We start from the raw sequence: 20634 nt of genomic DNA, 5'->3' as shown, positions 1-20634 counted from the left end.
ATTCAGCCACCGATTGCGTCCAGCGACGCCTCGATCGCCTGCCAAAGCTCTTCCACCGGCTCGCAGCCGACCGACAGGCGAACGAAGCCGGGCGGAACGGCATCTCCCCTTTTTGATCGCCGTTCCGCCGAAGTGTGCACGCCGCCGAACGAAGTCGCTGCCTGCATCAAGGCGCAATTGTTGATGAAATCCTCGGCCTTGTCCTCCGAGGCGAGCACGAAGGAGATGAGAAAACCGAAGCGCTCCATCTGGGCGCGGGCAAGATTGTGCGATGGATCGCTCTCCAGTCCCGGAAAGCGCAAGCCGCTGATCGCGCGATGGTTTTTCAGTCGTCGCGCTATCATTTCGGCGGAAGCGCACATGCGGTCGAAGCGCACGTCCAGCGTTTCGAGGCCGCGATGCACCAGCCATGCCTCGAACGGCCCGGGGATGGCGCCCGACGTCTCGCGCCAGTCGGTCACCCTCGAGATAATGTCCGCGTCGCGGCTGGCGACATGGCCGAACAGCACATCGGAATGGCCGTTTGGTGCCTTGGTGTCGGCGGCAATGACGATGTCTGCGCCGAGATCGAGCGGGCGCTGGCCGAAAGGCGTCATCGTCGTGTTGTCGACCACAAGCCCCGCACCCGCTTTGTGCACGGCTTCGGCGACGACTGCGATGTCGCATATATCCAGTCCCGGGTTGGCGGGCGTTTCGACGAAGGCAAGCCGGTATCCGTCGAAGCCGCCGTCGAGGAAGCTCGACGTCGGCCGGACATCATAAGCGACGCCGAAGGACTTCAGGAAGCGCTCTGCCAGCGCTCTCGTCGTGTGATAGCCGTCGGACGGCAGCAGGATACGGTCGCCGGCTTTGAGCAGGCCGAAAAATACTGCCGAGATGGCAGCCATCCCCGAGGGAAAGGCGACGCATGGGGCGTCTTCCAGATGCGCCAGCATGTGCTCGACCGCATCCCAGGTTGGATTGCTGAAGCGGCCATATTGATCATAGCCGGTGGCGTCGCCGGGCGCATGAAAGATGGCGGCCATGGTCAGGGGCAAGGGGATCGGGTCGCCCTTGGCCAGCCCGCCGCGGCGCAGATGGGGAAGTGCCGCGGCGCGTGACTTGGCTGTTTCGGACATGGTTTCAACCTCGTTACTGACCGGAAAAGGAGATGCCGAGGCTATGCGCGGCAGCGATCCGCAGCAAGCCGGCTCCGGTTGGGCCACACGGCTCTAAACGCTTCGTTAGGCTTAATGGAGGATAAAGATCGGAGTGCCGTCAAAGCTGCTCTCCCCAGTCGTGGCAGGCGCGTTTTGAAGACTGTTCCCGTTGACGCCCATAACACCCCATGATATCCCATTCCGATACTCAAGCCTTCGTTCCGTGTCAGGGTGAAGCGTACGCCAATCGGGCAGCCGCGGCGGCTGCGCGTTTGCCTGCGTTCGTCCGTCACAACGAAGCGGGTTTTGGACGTCGACCGGGCCGGGGCGGCGCGGACAGGAAGATGCAGAGGGGTGCGGCGGCGCAAGCGGCCGTAACGCGTAATGGACCGGTTTCTGTCGAACGCGGTGAACAGGATAGATGCGAAGGGACGGGTGTCCGTGCCGGCGCATTTCCGTGCCGTTGTGCAGAAACGCGGCTATTCGGAACTTTATGCGCTACGCTGCCTGGATCGCCCGGCGATGGATGTCGGTGGGCTCGACCTGCTCGATCGCTACGAGCAGCGCATCGCCCAGGAAGACCCGTTCCTGCAGACGGCGGACGACATGTCGTTCTTCTGCCATGGCGATGGAACGTTTCTGAAGCTCGACCAGGACGGCCGTATTACGATGAGCGATTTCATTCGCGAGCATACCGGCATTTCAGCGGAAGTGGCCTTCGTTGGCCGCGGCAATTTCTTTCAGATCTGGGAGCCGGGACGGCTCAGCGCCTATGGGACGGAAGCACGCGCCCGGCTTTTGCAGCTTCGGCAGGGGACGAAGCCCGGGGAGCGGACGGAATGATGGCGGGCGACGGCGATGAAGTTCATGCCGCTGGCGGACCAGCCCGCCACATTCCGGTCCTCCTTGCCGAAGTTCTGGAGGCGCTGGCTCCGACAAAAGGCGAGGTGATCGTCGACGGCACGTTCGGTGCCGGCGGCTACACCAAGGCCATTCTGGCAAGCGGAGCCTCGGTCGTCGCCATCGACCGCGATCCGGATGCGATCGCGGCGGGGCGGGCCCTTGAACAGCAGTCCGGCGGCAAGCTCAGGCTTGTCCAGGCACCGTTCTCGACGCTCGACGAGCAGGTTGAAAGTGCCGATGGCGTCGTGCTCGACATCGGCATCTCCTCCATGCAGATCGACCAGCCGGGGCGCGGCTTTTCATTCCGGGCCGATGGACCGCTCGACATGCGCATGGCGCAGGCGGGCCTGAGCGCCGCCGACGTCGTCAACACCTTCAAGGTGGGCGATCTTGCCCGCATCTTCGGTTTTCTCGGCGAGGAACGCCATGCCGGGCGCATCGCCCGCATGATCGAGAGCCGTCGCGAAAAACGCCCCTTCGAGCGCACGCTCGACCTTGCCGATGCCATCGAGACGCATATCGGTCGCGCGCCGAAAGACAAGATACATCCGGCCACCCGCGTTTTCCAGGCGCTGCGCATCTTCGTCAATGACGAACTCGGAGAACTGGCCAAGGCACTGTTTGCCGCAGAGCGCGTCCTGAAACCGGGCGGGCGGCTTGTCGTGGTGACCTTCCATTCCCTCGAAGACCGCATCGTCAAGCGCTTCATCGCCGACAGAGCCGATTCAGCGACCGGATCGCGGCACCTGCCCGAGGCGCGGGCGCGCACCGCCACCTTCACCAAGAAGGGCGGCGGCGTGACGCCTGGCGATGCCGAGATATCGGCAAATCCGCGGGCGCGCTCGGCAAGGCTGCGCGCTGCGATCCGTACAGAGGCGCCGGCGCGTGCCGGCGATTTTTCGATTTTCGGCCTGCCAAAACTGCCTGGCCCAAAGCTTCCCGGCGCCGATCGACCGGGAGAGAGGTGAGCACGTGTTTCGTACCAGCGACATAGTCCTGATCGCCGTCATGGTTTCGGCGGCTGCCCTGACCTACAAGACCAAGCGCGAGGCCGAGGAGCAACTGGCGGCAGTGCACAAGATCCAGGCGCAGATCCGTTATGAGGAGGACACGATCGACCTGCTCAAGGCGGACTGGAGCCTGCTTACCCAGCCGTCGCGCCTGCAGAAGCTCACCGAAATCTACAAATCGCAACTCGGACTCGAGCCGGTCAATGCGCGCCAGATCGTCGGGCTGGACGATCTGCCGGCGAAACCCGTCAACATCGAGGACCTTTCATCGCAGCGGCTGGGCGGCATGGCCGATATCGGCGGCAAGGATCCCGTGGTGACCGGAGGCATCGTCCAATGATCACCGGATTTCCAATCGCCGCCAGATTTCCAAAGATTGGCAGGCTGCTGAAGCGCGGTTCGAAGCCCAGCGCGGGCGGATCAATCGTGGTCGAAGGTGCCCGCAAGGCGACCGGTGGCAAGGGCAGGACCCGCATCGTCATGACGATGGCGGTGTTCTTCGGCATCTATTCGACCATTGCCGGGCGGCTGGTCTATCTGGGTTTCCAGAATCCCGACCTGTCGGGCGGGCCGCAGAGCCGGGTGACGGCATCGCGACCCGACATCGTCGACCGTAACGGCGAAGTGCTGGCGACCGACATCAAGACCGCGTCGCTGTTTGCCGAACCGCGCCGCATCGTCGATGCCGACGAGGCGATCGAAAAGCTGTCGACGGTGCTTCCCGAGATCGACTACGAGCAGACATATAACAAGCTGAAGAGCGGCGCCGGCTTCGTCTGGCTGCAGCGGCAACTGACGCCGAAGCAGCAGGCCGACATCATGCAACTCGGCATCCCCGGATTCGGCTTTCGAACCGAAAAGCGCCGGTTCTATCCGGCCGGCGAAACCTCGTCCTACATTGTCGGCCTCACCAACATCGACAATCAGGGCATCTCCGGCATGGAGAAATACATCGACGAACAAGGCTTGAGCGACCTTCAGGCGTCGGGTCTGGCGGTGGCCAAGGATTTGAAGCCGGTGCAGCTCTCGATCGACCTGCGCGTCCAGCATATCGTGCGCGACGAGGTCGCCACCGGCATGGAAAAGTACCACGCGATCGCGGCGGGCGCCGTTGTGCTCAACGTCAAGACCGGCGAGGTGCTGGCGATGGCGTCGGTTCCGGATTTCGATCCGAACAACCCCTATAACGCGCAGGACAAGGACCGGCTCAACCGCATGTCGGCCGGCCTCTACGAAATGGGGTCGACCTTCAAGAGCTTCACTACCGCCATGGCGCTCGATTCCGGCAAGATAACGCTGCAAAGCCGTTTCGACGCATCGCGCCCGATCAGGATCGGCCATCAAACCATCCATGATTTCCATGGCAAGGGCCGGGTACTGTCGGTGCCGGAAGTGTTCATCTACTCCTCCAATATCGGCTCTGCCAAGGAAGCCGAAGCGGTTGGCATCGACGGACACCGCGAATTCCTGCATCGCCTGGGAATCCTCGAGAAGATGCAGACCGAACTGCCGGAAGTCGCTCGGCCGACCGAGCCCAAGGTCTGGAAGCAGGTCAATTCGATCACCATCGCCTTCGGCCACGGTGTGTCGACGACGCCGCTGCAGACAGCGGTCGGCTGCGCCGCGCTGATGAATGGCGGCTATCTGATGGACCCGACCTTCCTGCCGCGCACGCAGGAGCAGGCGATGGCGGTGGCCAAGAAAGTGGTCAGCGACAAGACGGTCGAGGGCATGCGCTATCTCTATGCACTCAATGCCGAAAAGGGATCCGGTCGCAATGCACGAGTGCCAGGATACCGGGTGGGCGGCAAGACGGGAACGGCGGAGAAGGTTGTCAACGGCCGTTACTCGAAGGAAAAGAATTTCAACGCCTTCGTTGCGGCTTTCCCGATGGACGATCCGCAATACATAGTGCTTACGATCGCCGACGAACCGAAGCCGGAAAAGCCCGGCATGGGTGCTACGGCCGCCTCGAACGCGGGCATCATGGCTGCAAACATCATCCGACGTGCGGCTTCCATGCTTGGCGTGAAGCCAGATTTCAGCCATGAAAATGGTGCAACGCTGGTTTCCTATCAGTGATTCTTGGGGCGCGCCGGCAACTGCGCGCTATTTTGTTGCGATGAACGGGGTTCGATGAAGCTGAAAAATCTAGCCGGTATCCTGCCTGTCGAGGGGACAGCTTCCTTCGACATGGAGGTTACAGGGATTTCGTCGGATTCCCGCCAGGTGACACGGGGCGTCGTCTTTTTCGCGCTCACCGGCTCCAAGGCGGATGGCGCAGCCTACGCAGCCGATGCCGCGAGCCGAGGCGCCGCAGCGATCGTGGTCGGCAAGGGCAGTGCGGTCGCCGGGCTGCCAGTTCCGGTTCTTGTCGTAGACGATCCGCGCCTTGCGCTGGCGCTGAGTGCTGCCCGTTTTTTCGGCAAGCAACCGCAAACCATGGTCGCGGTGACCGGAACCAGCGGCAAGACCTCGGTCGCCGCATTCACCCGGCAGATATGGGAGCAGGCGGGTTTCGCCGCCGCCTCGATCGGCACGACCGGCGTGGTGGCGCCGGGCCGCAACGAATATGGCTCGCTGACCACGCCGGATCCGGTGGCACTACACAGGCTGCTCAAGGAGCTGGCGGAGGCCGGCGTCACCCACGCCTCGATGGAAGCGTCCAGCCATGGCCTCGACCAGCGCCGGCTCGACGGCGTCAAGCTTGCGGCCGGCGGCTTCACCAATCTCGGCCGCGACCATATGGACTATCATCCGACGGTCGAGGACTATCATCGCGCCAAATTGCGTCTGTTCGACGCGCTGCTGCCGAAGGGCGCGCCGGCGGTCATCTTTGCCGACGACCCGTGGTCGGAGCCGACGATCAAGGCGGCGCGGGCAGGGGGACTGAATGTGCTGACGGTCGGCCGGCACGGCGATTTCCTGCGGCTGAAGCGGGTCGAGCACGAGCGCCACCGTCAGCGCGCCGAGGTCGAAGCGGACGGCGTTCTCCATGAAGTCGACTTGCCGCTGGCCGGCGACTTCCAGATTGCAAATGCGCTGGTGTCGGCCGGCCTCGCCATTTCGACTGGAACATCTGTTGCCAAGGCGTTGATGGCGCTGGAGAAATTGAAGGGCGCGCCGGGACGGCTCGACCTTGTCGGGACGGCCGCCAACGGCGCGCCCGTCTATGTCGACTACGCTCATAAGCCGGATGCGCTGGAAAACGTGCTGGCTTCGGTGCGCCCCTTTACCACCGGCCGCGTCATCGTCGTATTCGGTTGCGGCGGCGACCGCGACCGGGGCAAGCGGCCGATCATGGGCGAGATCGCCACAAGGCTGGCCGATGTCGTCATCGTCACCGACGACAATCCCCGCTCGGAAGTACCCGAGACGATCCGCGCCGCGATCCTGGAGGCCGCACCTGGCGCCATCGAGATCGGCGACCGGCGCAGGGCCATCCACGAGGCGGTCGGGATGCTTCACGCTGGCGACACGCTGATCGTGGCCGGCAAGGGCCATGAGGAAGGCCAGACCATCGGCACCGAGACGCTGCATTTTTCCGATCATGAAGAGGTTCGCTCGGCGCTGCGGGAGCAAGCAGCGTGAGCTATCTGTGGACCTCCGAGGCGCTGGTTGCCGCCATGGATGGCCGGCCGCTCGGTCCGATGCCTGAAGGCATCGCCGGCATTTCCATCGACAGCCGCAGCCTGCAGGCGGGAGACGCTTTCTTCGCCATCAAGGGCGAGGCGATGGACGGCCATGATTTCGTCACCGCCGCCATCAAGGCGGGCGCCGGCGTGCTGGTCGTCGCCGAGGGCAAGCTGCCGTCGCTGGGGCGGCTGACGGCACCGATGATCGTCGTGGAGGACGTGCTTGTCGCTCTGGAAAAGCTCGGCGTTGCCGCGCGCGCACGCTCAAAGGCCAGGGTGATTGCCGTGACCGGGTCGGCGGGCAAGACCACCACCAAGGAAGCGCTACGCCACGCTCTCTCCGCGGTCGGTACGGTGCATGCATCGGCCCAGTCGTTCAACAATCAATGGGGCGTGCCGCTGACGCTGGCGCGCATGCCGCAGGATTGCGACTATGCCGTCTTCGAGATCGGCATGAACCATCCCGACGAGATCCGGCCTCTGGTCAAGATGGTCCGGCCGCATGTCGCCATCGTCACGTTGATCGCGGCGGCTCACCTCGGCTTCTTCCGCAACCTGGACGAGATCGCCAAGGCCAAGGCAGAGGTTTTCGAGGGACTGGAGCCCGGTGGCGCCGCCCTTCTCAACCGCGACGATGCGCGCTGGAAGCTGCTGGAGAAGATGGCCAAAGAGGCCGGCGTCGAGCATGTCTACGGGTTCGGCGAGAATGCCCGGGCGACCTTCAAACTGATCAAATGCGAGCTCAATGCCGATCACTCGGTCATCACCGCCAAGATTGGCGGGCACGAGATTGTCGCCAGGATCGGCGCGCCGGGCCGCCATATGGTGCAGAACGTGCTCGCGGTGCTTGGTGCCGCGCATCTGGTCGGCGCCGACGTCACCAGAGTTGCGCAGGCGCTGGCCGATCTTTCGCCCGAACGCGGACGCGGCAAGCGCTATGTGTTGCGTCACCCCAACGGGCCGATCACGCTCATCGACGAGAGCTACAACGCCAATCCGGCGTCGATGAGCGCTGCAATGGCACTGCTCAACACGACGCCGGTGTCGGGCGAGGGCAGGCGCATTGCCGTGCTCGGTGATATGCTCGAGCTCGGCAGCCATTCGGCGAAATTGCATGCCGCGCTTGCCGGTCTGATCGTCGGCACCGACACGCGCACGGTCTTTCTCGGCGGCCCGGAGATGCGGGCGCTGGCCGACGTTTTGCCCGGCGAGATCAGGACGGAGTACCGCGCCGGTGCGGAAGATCTGAAACCGGTTCTTCTATCGGAATTGAAGCCCGGCGACGTGGTCATGATCAAATCGTCGAAGGGCATAGGCTTTTCAAAGCTGGTCGAGGCGTTGCTCGGCAAGTTTCCGGCGGAAGCCACAACCAGCAGACAGACCTAGGATCGGTCCGGGGGACGCAAGCGCATGCTAACACTGCTCGTCGAATTTGCGGACAAGATCTCGGTCTTCAACGTCTTCCGCTACATAACCTTCCGCACCGGCGGAGCGCTGATCACAGCGGCACTGATCGTGTTCATTTTCGGACCGACCATCATCAATTCGCTGCGGCTGCGGCAAGGCAAAGGCCAGCCGATCCGTGCCGACGGGCCGCAGACGCATTTCAAGAAGGCGGGAACGCCGACAATGGGCGGACTGATGATCCTGTCCGGCATCGTCGGTTCGTCGCTGCTGTGGGCGAACCTGTCGAGCATCTACGTCTGGGTGGTCCTGCTGGTGACGCTGGGATTCGGCTCGATCGGCTTTTACGACGATTATCTCAAAGTAACCAAGCAATCGCATCTCGGCTTTTCCGGCAAGGCGCGGCTGGGGCTCGAATTCGTCATCGCCGGCATCGCCGCCTGGGTGATCATGCATAACGGCCAGGCGCCGTTCTCGTCATCGTTGACATTCCCTTTCGCCAAGGAGTTTCTCGTCAATCTCGGCTGGTTCTTCATCCCGTTCTCGTGCTTCGTCATCGTCGGCGCCGGCAATGCGGTGAACCTGACCGACGGTCTCGACGGGCTGGCGATCGTGCCGATCATGATCGCAGCCGCATCCTTCGGCGTCATCGCCTATCTCTCCGGCAACGCGGTGTTCGCCGAATATCTGCAGATCCATTTCGTGCCCGGCACCGGTGAACTTGCGGTGGTCCTTGGAGCGGTGATCGGCGCCGGTCTCGGTTTCCTCTGGTTCAATGCGCCGCCGGCGGCGATCTTCATGGGCGACACCGGCTCGCTGGCGCTGGGTGGGCTGATCGGCACGGTCGCGGTGGCGACCAAGCACGAGATCGTGCTGGTCATCGTCGGCGGCCTGTTCGTCGTCGAGATATTCTCGGTCATCATCCAGGTCGGCTACTTCAAGATGACCGGCAAGCGCGTCTTCCTGATGGCGCCGATCCACCATCATTTCGAAAAGCTCGGCTGGACCGAAAGCCAGGTGGTGATCCGCTTCTGGATCATCGCCGTCATCCTGGCGCTGGTCGGCCTGTCGACCCTGAAGCTCAGATAGGAGGCCGCTTGATCCCCGCCGCATCCTTTTCAGGCAAGCGCGTTTCGCTCTTCGGGCTCGGTGGCTCGGGGATTGCCACGGCGCGCGCGCTGATCGAGGGCGGCGCGGATGTGCTGGCCTGGGACGACAATCCCGATAGCGTCGCCAAGGCCGGCGCGGTCGGCATCACGACAGCGGACCTGCGCGGTGCGGACTGGGCGAGGTTTTCCGCCTTCGTGCTGTCGCCCGGCGTGCCGCTGACGCATCCCAAGCCGCACTGGACCGTCGAGCTGGCGCGGGGCTCAGGCGTGGAGATCATCGGCGACATCGAGCTTTTCTGCCGCGAGCGGATGCTGCTGGCACCGGCAGCACCTTTCATTGCCATTACCGGCACCAACGGCAAGTCGACGACCACGGCACTGACGGCGCACATCCTAAAATCGGCTGGGCGCGACACGCAGATGGGCGGCAATATCGGCCGCGCGGTGATGACGCTCGATCCGCCGCAGCCTGAACGGCACTATGTGGTTGAGTGCTCTTCCTACCAGATCGATCTTGCCCCTTCGATCAATCCGACGGCCGGTGTGCTGCTCAACCTGACGCCGGACCATCTCGACCGCCATGGCACGATGCAACACTACGCCTCGATCAAGGAGCGGCTGGTGGCCGGCAGCGAGACGGCAATCATCGGTGTCGACGATTCCTGGTGCGCCCAGATCGCCGATCGGCTGGAGCGGGCCGGCCGGCAGGTCATCCGCATCTCCAAGCGCCTGCCGCTGACCGACGGTTATTTCGCTGACGGCACCAACTTAATGGAAGCCGTGCACGGCCGCTACAGCCGTGTCGCCTTCCTCGAAGGCATCGGCTCGTTGCGCGGCCAGCACAATTCGCAGAACGCGCTGGCCGCCGCCGCCGCCTGCCTCAAGGTCGGGCTCGAGCTCGGCGAGATCCAATCCGGACTGGAGAGTTTCCCTGGGCTGGCGCACCGCATGGAGCAGGTCGGCCGCAAAGGGCATGTGCTGTTCGTCAACGATTCCAAGGCGACCAATGCCGATGCCGCTGCACCGGCGCTGTCGAGCTTTGCGCGTATCTACTGGATTGCCGGCGGCCTGCCGAAAGAGGGCGGCATCGAGCCGTTACGCGGCTTCTTCCCGCGCATCGCCAAGGCCTATCTGATCGGCGAAGCCGCACCGGCCTTTTCGGCGACGCTGGGCGAAGCGGTGCCCTACGAGATATCAGGCACGTTGGCGGCGGCAGTCGAACACGCCGCCCGCGATGCGGCCAGGGATAGTAGCGGCGAGGCAGTGGTGCTGCTGTCGCCGGCCTGCGCCAGTTTCGACCAGTTCAAGAATTTCGAAGTCCGCGGCGAGGCGTTCAGGCAAGCCGCAACCGCCATTGATGGCGTGAAGCCCATCGGAGGGACACGATAATGCAAAGCCGTCTCGACAAAAGCCCTGTGGCGACCTGGTGGTGGACGATCGATCGCTGGTTCCTGGCGGCGTTCCTGTCGCTGATGGGGCTCGGCATCGTTTTGTCCTTCGCCGCAAGCCCGGCGGTGGCCGAGCGCATCGGGCTCGACAGTTTCCACTTCGCGACACGCCAGATTATCTTCACCATTCCGGCGCTTGGGGTAATGCTGGCCGTCTCGTTCCTTGAATCCAGGCAGATCCGGCGCATGGCGCTGGTCATGTTGTGCATCATGCTGTTTCTGATGGTGGCGGTGCTCTATATCGGCGTCGAGGTGAAGGGCGCGCGGCGCTGGGTGTCGCTAGCCGGCCTGTCGATCCAGCCGTCCGAGTTCCTGAAACCGGCCTTCGTCATCATCTGCGCCTGGCTGTTCGCCGAGCACAAGCGCCAGCCCGACATTCCGGGCAATTTGTTCGCCATGTTGCTGCTTGCACTGGTCATCTCGCTGCTGGTGGCGCAGCCTGACCTTGGGCAGACCATGCTGGTGCTCGGCACCTGGGGGGTGATGTTCTTCATGGCCGGATTGCCGTGGCTGTGGATCGTCGCGCTGGGTGCTGCAGGCGTCGGCGGCGTGTTCGCCGCCTATACAGTGTTCCCGCACGTTGCCGGCCGTATCGACCGCTTCATGACCGGCGAGGGCGACACGTTCCAGGTCGACATGGGCCGCGAGGCGCTGATCAATGGCGGCTGGTTCGGCGTCGGGCCGGGCGAGGGCACCGTCAAACGGGTCATCCCCGACAGCCATGCCGACTTCGTCTTCTCGGTCGCCGGCGAGGAATTCGGGCTGATCATGTGCTTCTTCATCATGTCCATCTTCGGGTTCATCGTGCTGCGCGGCCTCAACACGGCACTGAAGGAGCAGGACGATTTCACACGCTATGCGGTTGGCGGCCTGGTCACGGTCTTCGGCCTGCAGTCGGTCATCAACATGGCCGTCAATCTGCAGCTGATGCCCGCCAAGGGCATGACGCTGCCGTTCATTTCCTACGGCGGTTCCTCGCAGATCGCGATCGCCATCTCGATGGGCATGGTGCTGGCGCTGACGCGCAAGCGCCCGGAAAAGCGCAAGCAGCTGGGCTTCATGCCGTCGCCGCGTGCGATGCCGGCGGAGTGAGATGGCCAAGGGGGTCATCCTTCTGGCGGCGGGCGGAACGGGCGGACATCTGTTCCCGGCCGAGGCACTGGCGCACGAACTGACCGGGCGCGGCTGGGCGGTGCACCTGGCGACGGACGAACGCGCCGAGCGCTTTGCCGGGCAGTTCCCGGCGGCCGCCATCCATCCGATCCAGTCGGCGACGATGGGGTCGAAAAATCCTTTTGCCGTGCTCGCCGCATTTTGGAAAATCTGGCGCGGGGTGCGGCAGGCATCGGCCGTCATCGCCAGCGTCAAGCCCGCCATCGTGGTCGGCTTCGGCGGCTATCCGACGCTGCCGCCGCTCTATGCCGCGACCCGGCGCAAGGTGCCGACGCTGATCCACGAGCAGAACGCGGTGATGGGCCGTGCCAACCGGGCGCTCGCCGGCCGCGTCGACGCTATTGCCGGTGGTTTCCTACCGGAAGACACAAGTGCTACAGGCGTCAAGACGGTGACCACCGGCAATCCGGTCAGGCCGCAAGTGCTGGAAGCGGCGAAGACGCCTTATGCCGCATCGGCCGGTGAAGAGCCGTTCCGATTTCTGGTGTTTGGCGGCAGCCAAGGCGCGCAGTTCTTTTCCGATGCGGTGCCGGCGGCGATCGCCCGGCTTTCCGATGTACAGCGCAGGCGGCTGGCGATCACCCAGCAGGCGCGCGCCGACGATGTGGCGCGGGTGAAAGCGGCCTATGCCACGCTTGACATCGAGGCCGAGGTGTCGCCCTTCTTCACCGACATGGCGGCGCGGCTGGCGGCGGCGCATCTGGTGATGTCGCGCTCCGGCGCATCGACCGTATCGGAAATCGCGGTGATCGGCCGGCCGGCGCTGCTGGTGCCTTATCCGCACGCGCTCGACCACGACCAGGCGGCGAATGCGGCGGCCCTTGCGGCAGCGGGCGGCGCCGAGGTGCATCCGCAATCCACGCTTTCGGCGGAGCGGATCGCCGTGCTTGTCGGCGGGCTGATGGATGATCCAGGCAAGGCGGCGACAATGGCCGCGGCGGCGAAATCGTCCGGAAAACCGGATGCCGCGCGGTTGCTCGCCGATCTGACAGAGGCTATTGCGTCCAGGAAAACCGTTTCGGAATTCAGGAAGGAGACGCACGCATGAAGATGCCGCAGACGATCGGCCTCGTGCATTTCATCGGCATTGGCGGCATCGGCATGAGCGGCATCGCCGAGGTGCTGCACAATCTCGGCTACAAGGTACAAGGGTCCGACCAGGCCGAAAGCGCCAATGTGCAGCGGCTGCGCGACAAGGGCATCGAATGCTTCGTCGGCCATCAGGCCGAGAACCTCGGCGAGGCCGAAGTGGTCGTCGTCTCCACCGCAATCAAGAAATCCAATCCGGAACTGAAGGCCGCGCGGGAAAAATTGCTTCCCATTGTCCGCCGCGCGGAGATGCTGGCAGAGCTGATGCGTTTCCGCCAAGCGGTGGCGATCGGCGGCACGCATGGCAAGACGACGACGACTTCGATGGTGGCGACGCTACTCGAAGCCGGCGGGCTCGACCCGACAGTAATCAATGGCGGCATCATCAATGCCTATGGCACCAATGCCCGCATGGGAGACGGCGAATGGATGGTGGTCGAGGCCGACGAGAGCGACGGCACCTTCCTCAAGCTGCCGGCCGAGATTGCCGTCGTCACCAATATCGACCCCGAGCACCTCGACCATTACGGCTCCTTCGACAAAGTGCGCGAAGCGTTTCGTCAGTTCGTCGAGAATGTGCCGTTCTACGGCTTTGGTGTGATGTGCACCGACCATCCCGAGGTGCAGGCGCTGGTCGCCCGCATCGAGGACCGGCGCGTCATCACCTATGGCGAAAATGCGCAGGCCGACGTGCGCTTCACCAATCACCGCATGGACGGCCCGACCTCGGAATTCGACGTGGTGATCCGCGACCGCAAGACGCACGGCCAGATAACGATATCAGGCCTGCGGCTGCCCATGCCCGGGCGCCACAATGTCTCCAATGCGACGGCGGCGATTGCCGTCGCGCATGAGCTCGGCCTTTCGGCTGAGGCAATCAAGAAGGGCCTGTCTTCTTTCGCGGGCGTCAAGCGGCGCTTCACCCATACCGGTTCGTGGAACGGTGTCGATATGTTCGACGATTACGGTCATCATCCGGTCGAGATCACGGCGGTACTGAAGGCTGCGCGCAGCGCTACCAAGGGTCGCATCATCGCCGTTACCCAACCGCATCGCTTCACCCGGCTGCGCGATCTGTTCGACGAGTTTTCCGTCTGCTTCAACGACGCCGATACGGTAATGGTGGCGCCCGTCTATGCGGCCGGTGAGGAACCGATCGACGGCGTCACGTCCGACGCACTGGTGTCGCGCATCCGCTCCGGCGGCCATCGCGACGCACGCTACATCGAAGGTCCAGCGGCGATTGCGCCGATCGTGCGCGAGGTGGCGAAGCCGGGCGATTTCGTCGTCTTCCTCGGCGCCGGCAACATCACCCAATGGGCCTATGCGCTGCCCAAGGAACTCGGCGGGACCATCTCATGATGCGCGGCCAGGCGTTGATCGAGAAGCTTGGCGACCGGCTTGCCGGACTGCGCGGCCGCATCACGCCCAATGCCGAGATGGACAAGATCACCTGGTTTCGAGCCGGCGGGCTGGCGGACGCATTGTTCCAGCCGGCCGACGAGGACGATCTTGCCACGTTCCTGAAGGCGGTGCCGGAGGAAATTCCGCTGACCATCGTCGGCGTCGGCTCGAACTTGCTTGTCCGTGACGGCGGCATTGCGGGCTTTGTCATCCGGCTTTCGGCCAAAGGCTTTGGCGAGACCGAAGTGATTGCGCCGACCACGATCAAGGCGGGTGCCGCGACACCCGACAAGCGCCTTGCGGCCGTTGCCTACGAGGCCGGCATCGGTGGCTTTCATTTCTACCACGGCATTCCCGGCGCCATTGGCGGAGCGCTGAGGATGAACGCCGGCGCCAATGGCGTCGAGACGCGCGAGCGCGTGGTCGAGGTACGGGCACTCGACCGCAAGGGCAATGTTCATACGCTGAGCAATGCCGATATGGGCTATGCCTATCGCCATTCAGCGGCGCCGTCCGGGCTGATCTTCACGTCGGCGCTGCTCGAAGGCATTCCTGAGGACAAGGCGGCGATCAAGGCCGCGATGGATGCTGTCCAGAACCATCGCGAGACCGTGCAGCCGATCCGCGAAAAGACCGGTGGCTCTACCTTCAAGAATCCTGAGGGCACCTCCGCCTGGAAGGAGATCGACAAGGCCGGCTGCCGCGGCCTGATGGTCGGCGGGGCGCAGATGTCGCCGATGCATTGCAACTTCATGATCAACACCGGAACGGCCACGGGCTACGAGCTTGAATATCTCGGTGAGACGGTGCGTGCGCGCGTGCTCGAAAGATCAGGCATCCGGCTGCAGTGGGAGATCAAGCGCATCGGTAATTTTCGGCCGGGCCATGCCGTCCAGGAATTTCTCGGGCAGTTGCTTTAGGCAAGCTGACCGCCGTTGCCTTTCGGACTCATGAATTCACATTTTGCTGCCGTTTTTGCGGAAAGTGAATCCATCGGAATCGTAAGCACTTGCCAGCGAATCAACTCTCTGATTCTCTGCCCTGAAGCGTTTCCTGATTTGAGTCGTTTCGACGCGTTACTCGCGTTTCCGTCTGGGGGGCAACCTGCCGGGAGACTCGGACTCAATGTTGCGGAAACACGGGAGCGAAGTTGCTCGGGCGCATTTGAGTGCGCGATGCTTTTCGGGGCATGCGCGATGGTGCAGGCCTGCTGTGAGAGGAAATGACGGGGAATGACAAGCAAGCATGTGGCCGTCCTTCTGGGGGGATTCTCGTCCGAGCGGCCCGTGTCCCTGTCGTCGGGTAAGGCCTGCGCCGATGCGCTCGAGGGAGAGGGCTACCAGGTCACCCGCGTCGACGTCTCGCGCGATATCGGCTCGGTGCTCAGCGCGCTCAAGCCTGACGTCGTCTTCAATGCGCTGCACGGCCCCTTCGGCGAGGACGGCACCATCCAGGGTATCCTCGAGTACCTCGCCATTCCGTACACCCATTCCGGCGTGCTTGCCTCGGCGCTCGCGATGAACAAGGAACAAGCCAAGAAGGTCGCCAAGGCGGGGGGCATTCCGGTGGCGGAATCGAAGGTGGCCAATCGCTTCGCCATCCAGAACAAGCACCCGATGAAGCCGCCCTATGTCGTCAAGCCGGTCAACGAAGGGTCAAGCTTCGGTGTCGTCATCGTCCATGAAGGCCAGTCGCATCCGCCGCAGATCATCGGCTCGTCCGAGTGGAGATATGGCGATACGGTGATGGTCGAGCGTTATGTGCACGGGCGGGAATTGACGTGCGCGGTGATGGGCGATGTGGCGCTCGGTGTCTGCGAGATCATCCCGACCGGCCATTCCTTCTACGACTATGATTCAAAATACGTCGCGGGAGGATCAAAACACGAATGCCCGGCAAAACTTTCACCGAATATTTACCAAAAAATACAGACACTGACGCTCAAGGCTCACCAAGCTATCGGCTGTCGGGGCGTTTCCCGGTCGGACTTCCGTTATGACGATCGTCACTCCGAAAACGGCGAAATTGTCTGGCTCGAGGTCAACACCCAGCCGGGCATGACGCCGACGTCTTTGGTGCCGGAAATCGCCGCGCAAGCGGGACACTCGTTTGGCGATTTGTTGAGTTGGATGGTGGAGGACGCTTCGTGTCTGCGTTGAAGTGGGGACAGGGCAAGGGGAAGGGCGCGGCCGGGCCGGCGCTGTTCGGCATGCCGTTGTCGTTCGACCATTTCGTGCTGCCGCGCCTGCTCCGCCGGCCGGTGCGCGTGCTGGCGCGCCTCGGCGAAGGCGACTTCGAAGCGCCGCCCTATTGCGCTGCCATGCTGTCGGCGGCACTGCTTGTTTCGAGCAGTGCCTATGGCGCCTATCTCGGCGGATATTCCGACGCCATCGTCCAGAGTGTCACCGCCCGCACCGGCTTTGCGGTCGACCAGGTCAAGGTCGTCGGCAACCGCGAAACGTCCGAGATCGATATTCTCGACAGGCTGGAACTCGACGGCTGGACCTCGCTGATCGGTTTCGATGCCGAAGCCGCGCGCGAACGCATCACCACGCTACCCTGGGTCGAAGCCGCGGCAGTGCGCAAGGTCTACCCGCATACGCTGGAAGTGCGCGTCGAGGAGCGCGAGCCGTTCGCGCTGTGGCAGCAAGGCAGCGCGCTTTCGGTCATCGAGAAATCCGGCACCGTCATTGCGCCGTTCTCCGGCGGCAAGCAGATATTGCTGCCGCTGATCATCGGCACCGGCGCACCGGCCACAGCGCCGGATTTCCTAGCCAAGATCAAGAATTATCCGGAGCTCGCCGCGCGGATCAAGGGCTATATCCGCATTGGCGAGCGGCGCTGGGATCTCAAGCTTGAAAACGGCATCACGATCAAGCTTCCCGAAGACGGTGAGGATCAGGCGATTGCCGACCTGGTCAGGATGGATCACGAGAACGGGCTTTTGACGCGCGACATCGCCGCCGTCGACATGCGCCTTTCCGATCGTCTGGTCGTCCAGTTGACGCCGGAAGCGGCGACACAGCGCCAAGCCGCGCTCGACGAAAAGCCCAAGATGCTGAAGCGCAAGCCGGAGACGAAGATATGAGCTGGCTTGGCGGCAATAGCGATGCCTCGTCGCGCCGGTCCGGCATCCTGACGGTGCTGGATGTCGGCTCCAGCAAGGTCTGCTGCGTGGTGGCCAAACTCAAGCCGCGCGACGATGGCAAGCTGCTGCGCGGACGCTCGCATCGCGTCCAGGTGATCGGCATCGGCCACCAGAAATCGCAAGGCGTGAAATCGGGCGTCGTCATCGATCTCGACCGTGCCGAGCACGCCATCCGTCTTGCCGTCGACGCCGCCGAACGCATGGCGGGACTGACGGTCGATTCGCTGATCGTCAACATGACTGCCGGCCGGCTGAAGAGCGAGGCTTTTTCGGCCACCATCAATCTCGGCGGCCATGAGGCCGACGAGGCCGACATCAAGCGCGTGCTTGCCGCCGGCGCCAAGCAGGCGTTGCGGGCCGAGCGCGAGGTGATCCATTCGCTTCCCGTAGCCTTTTCGCTGGATGCCGAGCGCGGTGTGCGCGATCCGCGCGGCATGGTTGGCGACCAGCTTGGGGTCGACATGCACGTGCTGACAGGCGACGCAGCGCCCTTGCGCAATCTGGAGCTCTGCATCAACCGCTCGCATCTGTCGGTTGAACGCATGGTGGCGACGCCCTATGCCAGTGGGCTTGCTGCGCTGGTCGACGACGAGCTCGAAATGGGCGCGGCCTGCATCGACATGGGCGGCGGCACGACGACGATCTCGGTGTTTTCGGAAGGCAAGTTCGTCCATGGCGATGCCATCGCGATCGGCGGCAACCACGTCACGCTGGATATGGCCAAGGGCCTGTCGACCTCGCTCGATGCCGCCGAAAGGCTGAAAGTGATGCATGGCTCGGCGCTGCCTGGCAGTGCCGACGACCGCGACCTGGTTTCCATCCATCCGATCGGCGAGGACGGCGAGGTGCCGTTGCAGATACCGCGCTCGGTGATGACGCGCATCATCCGCGCCCGCATCGACGAGACGCTGGAATTGTTGCGCGACCGGCTGAACAAATCCGGCTACGGCAACGCCGTCGGCAAGCGCGTGGTGCTGACCGGCGGTGCCAGCCAGCTTGCCGGCCTGCCAGAAGCAGCACGCCGCATTCTCGGCCGCAATGTGCGCATCGGACGCCCGCTTGGCGTGGCAGGCTTGCCCGAGGCGGCCAAGGGGCCGGCTTTCTCGACCCCGGTCGGACTTCTGATCTATCCACAGATGGCGAGCTTCGAGAGCCGGCCGGCGAAGGGAATTTCCGGTCTTCGGATGACCGGAACAGGCGGAAAACTGCATCGAATGAGTCAGTGGTTGAGAGACAGTTTTTAATTTTGACGGGGACAGCCCCATAGGCGGCCGCGGCGGCGAAGCGGCGGGAAAGGCAAAGGACGGAGACAATGACCATCAATCTGCAGAAGCCGGACATCACCGAGCTCAAGCCGCGCATCACCGTGTTCGGTGTCGGCGGCGGCGGCGGCAATGCCGTCAACAACATGATCACCGCCGGCTTGCGCGGCGTCGAGTTCGTGGTGGCCAACACCGACGCGCAGGCACTGACGATGTCGAAGGCCGAGCGGCTGATCCAGCTCGGCGCGCATGTCACCGAAGGTCTCGGCGCCGGATCGCAGCCTGAAGTCGGGCGCGCGGCGGCGGAGGAATGCATCGACGAGATCATCGATCATCTCTCCAACACGCATATGTGCTTCGTCACTGCCGGCATGGGCGGCGGCACCGGCACCGGGGCGGCTCCCGTCGTTGCCCGCGCTGCCCGCGAAAAGGGTATCCTCACCGTCGGCGTCGTCACCAAGCCGTTCCACTTCGAAGGCCAGCGCCGCATGAAGACGGCCGACATGGGTATCGAGGAACTGCAGAAATGCGTCGATACCCTGATCGTCATTCCCAACCAGAACCTGTTCCGGCTGGCGAACGACAAGACCACCTTCGCCGATGCCTTCGCGATGGCCGACCAGGTGCTCTATTCGGGCGTTGCCTGCATTACCGACCTGATGGTCAAGGAAGGCCTGATCAATCTCGACTTCGCCGACGTCCGCTCGGTCATGCGCGAAATGGGCAAGGCGATGATGGGAACCGGCGAGGCTTCGGGCGAGGGCCGCGCAATGGCCGCGGCGGAAGCCGCCATCGCCAACCCGCTGCTCGACGAGACCTCGATGAAGGGCGCCAAGGGCCTGCTGATCTCGATCACCGGCGGCCGCGACCTGACCCTGTTCGAAGTCGATGAGGCGGCAACCCGCATTCGCGAAGAGGTCGACCAGGACGCCAACATCATTCTGGGCGCCACCTTCGACGAGGAACTCGAAGGCGTTATCCGCGTGTCGGTGGTCGCCACCGGCATCGACAAATCGGCGGCCGAAATCGCTGCCGCGCCGATCGCCATCCGTGCGGCTCCGCCGAAGCCGGTCAGCCGCCCGGCGGCCCAGGTCACGGAAATGCGCCCGGCGCCTGTCCAGCAGCCGATCTATGAACCACGTGCTGCCGATCCGGTCGCCGAGGCCATTCAGCTCGCCGAGGCGAATGCGGCAGCGATGGCGCAGGCCCGCCCGGCACCGGTCGCCCATGCGGAAGACTTCCGCCCGCAGAGCAAGATCTTCCAGGCGCCACCGGCTCAGCCGCAGCCGATGATGCAGCCAGTGGTTCAGCAAGCGATGCAGCCGGCTCCGCATCGTGAAATGCCGCAGCCGGTTGCCGCAGCGCCCCAGCGCATGCCGCGGGTCGAGGATTTCCCGCCGCAGGTGAAGGCCGAAGTGGAAGCCAAGATCCGCCCGGCCGACCACGAGAACAGCGGCCCGATGGGGTTGCTCAAGCGCCTGACCAACGGTCTGACCCGCCGCGAAGAGGAGCCTGCACGGCTGCAGCCGGCGCAGCCGCGCGAACCGAAACTGCGCCAGGCGCCGGCCGAAGTGCGCCGCCTAGCCAGCCAGGATCCGCAGCTTTACGCGCCGCGCCGCGGCCAACTGGACGAGCAGGGCCGCCTGACGCCGCAGAGCCGGGCTGTCCAGGAAGACGATCAGTTGGAGATTCCCGCCTTCCTGCGCCGACAGGCCAATTGATCTGTTAACGGTTCGTAACAGTTATTAACAGGCGAGCAGGAAACTGTTCGCCTGTAAACTTTAAAAGTGATTGTAAAACAAGGACTTATGGGGCAATCCCGCGCTGGACCGCAGTTACAAAGAGTAAGAAACCGTGATTTGGAGTCTCCCTGCGGGATCATTATCTTCGCCACCGACCAAAGTCGGTTT

17 protein-coding genes are annotated in these 20634 nt (G+C 63.7%); 16 read left to right on the top strand and 1 reads right to left on the bottom strand.

The window, feature by feature from the left end; all coding sequences use genetic code 11:
• Window positions 1–2: 2 nt before the first annotated feature.
• Window positions 3–1118: a cystathionine gamma-lyase gene (locus tag NKI59_RS15595; RefSeq protein ID WP_352705206.1), complete on the bottom strand. Its 1116-nt coding sequence runs from the start codon at window positions 1116–1118 to the stop codon at window positions 3–5.
• A gap of 405 nt (window positions 1119–1523) precedes the next feature.
• Here NKI59_RS15595 and mraZ point away from each other — a divergent pair, with 405 nt between their 5' ends.
• The 16 genes from mraZ to ftsZ all read left to right on the top strand — a co-directional run bounded on the left by mraZ (window position 1524) and on the right by ftsZ (window position 20445).
• A complete protein-coding gene (gene mraZ / locus NKI59_RS15590) occupies window positions 1524–1982 on the top strand; it encodes a division/cell wall cluster transcriptional repressor MraZ (RefSeq protein WP_352705204.1) in 459 nt (152 codons plus the stop codon).
• Window positions 1979–3010: a 16S rRNA (cytosine(1402)-N(4))-methyltransferase RsmH gene (gene rsmH / locus NKI59_RS15585; RefSeq protein ID WP_352705202.1), complete on the top strand. Its 1032-nt coding sequence runs from the start codon at window positions 1979–1981 to the stop codon at window positions 3008–3010. Before mraZ ends, rsmH begins: the two co-directional genes overlap by 4 nt.
• Before the next feature lie 4 nt (window positions 3011–3014).
• On the top strand, window positions 3015–3392 hold the full coding sequence (ftsL, locus tag NKI59_RS15580) for a cell division protein FtsL (RefSeq protein ID WP_023676771.1): 378 nt from the start codon (window positions 3015–3017) through the stop codon (window positions 3390–3392).
• Entirely contained in the window at window positions 3389–5134 is a 1746-nt protein-coding gene (locus NKI59_RS15575) for a peptidoglycan D,D-transpeptidase FtsI family protein (protein ID WP_352705200.1), read from the top strand. The genes ftsL and NKI59_RS15575 overlap by 4 nt, the downstream gene beginning before the upstream one ends.
• A 54-nt stretch (window positions 5135–5188) precedes the next feature.
• Window positions 5189–6643, top strand: a complete 1455-nt coding sequence (locus NKI59_RS15570) for a UDP-N-acetylmuramoyl-L-alanyl-D-glutamate--2,6-diaminopimelate ligase (RefSeq protein WP_352705198.1) — start codon at window positions 5189–5191, stop codon at window positions 6641–6643.
• Window positions 6640–8073, top strand: coding sequence for a UDP-N-acetylmuramoylalanyl-D-glutamyl-2,6-diaminopimelate--D-alanyl-D-alanine ligase (locus NKI59_RS15565; protein WP_352705196.1), 1434 nt, complete (start codon window positions 6640–6642; stop codon window positions 8071–8073). The genes NKI59_RS15570 and NKI59_RS15565 overlap by 4 nt, the downstream gene beginning before the upstream one ends.
• A 24-nt stretch (window positions 8074–8097) precedes the next feature.
• On the top strand, window positions 8098–9180 hold the full coding sequence (gene mraY, locus NKI59_RS15560) for a phospho-N-acetylmuramoyl-pentapeptide-transferase (RefSeq protein ID WP_023676767.1): 1083 nt from the start codon (window positions 8098–8100) through the stop codon (window positions 9178–9180).
• Between the two features lie 8 nt (window positions 9181–9188).
• A complete protein-coding gene (gene murD, locus NKI59_RS15555; RefSeq protein WP_352705194.1) occupies window positions 9189–10589 on the top strand; it encodes a UDP-N-acetylmuramoyl-L-alanine--D-glutamate ligase in 1401 nt (466 codons plus the stop codon).
• Entirely contained in the window at window positions 10589–11740 is a 1152-nt protein-coding gene (ftsW, locus tag NKI59_RS15550; protein ID WP_352705192.1) for a putative lipid II flippase FtsW, read from the top strand. Before murD ends, ftsW begins: the two co-directional genes overlap by 1 nt.
• Window position 11741: 1 nt before the next feature.
• The gene (gene murG, locus NKI59_RS15545) at window positions 11742–12869 is read left to right on the top strand and encodes an undecaprenyldiphospho-muramoylpentapeptide beta-N-acetylglucosaminyltransferase (RefSeq protein ID WP_352705190.1); all 1128 of its coding nucleotides are present in this window, start codon (window positions 11742–11744) and stop codon (window positions 12867–12869) included.
• A complete protein-coding gene (gene murC / locus NKI59_RS15540; protein ID WP_352705188.1) occupies window positions 12866–14272 on the top strand; it encodes a UDP-N-acetylmuramate--L-alanine ligase in 1407 nt (468 codons plus the stop codon). Before murG ends, murC begins: the two co-directional genes overlap by 4 nt.
• Window positions 14269–15234 carry a UDP-N-acetylmuramate dehydrogenase gene (murB, locus tag NKI59_RS15535; RefSeq protein WP_031211769.1) on the top strand — a complete coding sequence of 322 codons (966 nt, stop codon included), beginning with the start codon at window positions 14269–14271 and terminating at the stop codon, window positions 15232–15234. The genes murC and murB overlap by 4 nt, the downstream gene beginning before the upstream one ends.
• A 312-nt stretch (window positions 15235–15546) precedes the next feature.
• Complete coding sequence (locus NKI59_RS15530) at window positions 15547–16473, top strand: D-alanine--D-alanine ligase (protein WP_352471563.1); 927 nt, start codon at window positions 15547–15549, stop codon at window positions 16471–16473.
• Entirely contained in the window at window positions 16461–17402 is a 942-nt protein-coding gene (locus NKI59_RS15525; protein WP_352471564.1) for a cell division protein FtsQ/DivIB, read from the top strand. Before NKI59_RS15530 ends, NKI59_RS15525 begins: the two co-directional genes overlap by 13 nt.
• Window positions 17399–18706 carry a cell division protein FtsA gene (ftsA, locus tag NKI59_RS15520; RefSeq protein ID WP_023676759.1) on the top strand — a complete coding sequence of 436 codons (1308 nt, stop codon included), beginning with the start codon at window positions 17399–17401 and terminating at the stop codon, window positions 18704–18706. The genes NKI59_RS15525 and ftsA overlap by 4 nt, the downstream gene beginning before the upstream one ends.
• A gap of 68 nt (window positions 18707–18774) precedes the next feature.
• Window positions 18775–20445, top strand: a complete 1671-nt coding sequence (gene ftsZ, locus NKI59_RS15515; protein WP_352705185.1) for a cell division protein FtsZ — start codon at window positions 18775–18777, stop codon at window positions 20443–20445.
• The last annotated feature ends 189 nt before the right edge of the window (window positions 20446–20634 follow it).

The organism is Mesorhizobium sp. M0598, assembly GCF_040320865.1.
Taxonomy (GTDB): domain Bacteria; phylum Pseudomonadota; class Alphaproteobacteria; order Rhizobiales; family Rhizobiaceae; genus Mesorhizobium.
This window is presented reverse-complemented; position numbering and strand designations above follow the sequence as displayed.